The sequence below is a fragment of the uncultured Succinatimonas sp. genome (assembly GCF_905203285.1).
GTDB lineage: Bacteria > Pseudomonadota > Gammaproteobacteria > Enterobacterales > Succinivibrionaceae > Succinatimonas.
In genome coordinates this window covers 1-1,030 of the sequence record NZ_CAJKVK010000163.1, presented here as the reverse complement: position 1 = coordinate 1,030, position 1,030 = coordinate 1, and the positions used below count along the sequence as shown (strand labels likewise).

Sequence of the window (1,030 nt, the reverse complement as noted above, 5' to 3'; positions counted from 1 at the left end):
GCCATCATTACCGGATCGTTTGCTGCGGCAATTGCGGTGTTAACCATAACGGCATCAGCGCCTAACTCTAAAGATTTAGCCGCCTCCGACGGAGCACCGATACCGGCATCTACAATAACCGGGACGGAACTTTCACGGATAATAATCTTTAAAAACGGCAAAGTCTCAAGGCCGCGGGCAGATCCGATAGGTGCTCCCAAAGGCATAACGGCACTTACGCCGGCTTCTGCTAGACTCTTGCAAAGACACGGATCGGCAGAACAATAAGCAAAAACCTTAAATCCTTGTTTTACAAGCTCGGCACAGGCATTGTAGGTTTCAATCGGATCAGGAAGCAAATATTTCTGATCGGGATGAACTTCAACTTTAATCCAATCCGTACCTAACGCTTCGCGGGACAGCTGAGCGGCAAAAATCGCCTCTTTAGCGGTACGGGCACCGGAAGTATTGGGCATTAAGGTAACGCCGAGCTTACGGAGCGGAGGGATAATATCGTCGGTACCGCCTTTAGTGTCAACACGCTTAATTGCCATAGTGGCAATCTGAGCGCCTGAAGCTTTGCAAGCATCAGTTAAAGCCTGAGCTGATGCATATTTTCCGGTTCCGATAATAAGGCGGGAATCAAATTCCTGACCTGCAAGTACTAATTTATCCACTTTTAACCTCCTGCTACCAAGGTGAACACATCAAGGTGCATATTTTCTTCTAATTTGAATTTATCCCAAGTTGCCTTAGGAATGATTTGTTCGTCAACGGCACAAGCGGTACCGTCAGGTGACAAGCCCCTGTCTTTAATAAACTGAGAAAGGCTTATGTCATCACTTACCGTAAGCTCTTCTCCGTTAAAAAAAATCTTCATTTACCTTCTCCGCAAACCGGGCAATCGACATCTTTGGTTAAGCGCATTCTTTTTATCTCATTGTTTTTTAAATCAAAAAACTGCACATAACCTTTTAATGCGTCATTGCCGTTTAATATCTGTAATGTAAGCATCGCCGCTGCTGATGCCATCATAGAAGCGGCAGGGGCC

The 1,030-nt window shown here is 45.8% G+C and carries 2 protein-coding genes; both read right to left on the bottom strand.

All coding sequences use genetic code 11. The annotated features are described in order from the left end of the window. A partial coding sequence (locus QZ019_RS09860) for a thiazole synthase (protein ID WP_295484666.1) occupies nucleotides 1-656 on the bottom strand: 656 nt, incomplete at its 3' end. Between the two features lie 2 nt (nucleotides 657-658). Next, entirely contained in the window at nucleotides 659-859 is a 201-nt protein-coding gene (thiS, locus tag QZ019_RS09855) for a sulfur carrier protein ThiS (protein WP_295484664.1), read from the bottom strand. Between the last annotated feature and the right edge of the window lie 171 nt (nucleotides 860-1,030).

Bases quoted from the DNA above. Each gene is read 5' to 3' on its own strand.
- thiS (WP_295484664.1), bottom strand. From the start codon at position 859: ATGAAGATTTTTTTTAACGGAGAAGAGCTTACGGTAAGTGATGACATA.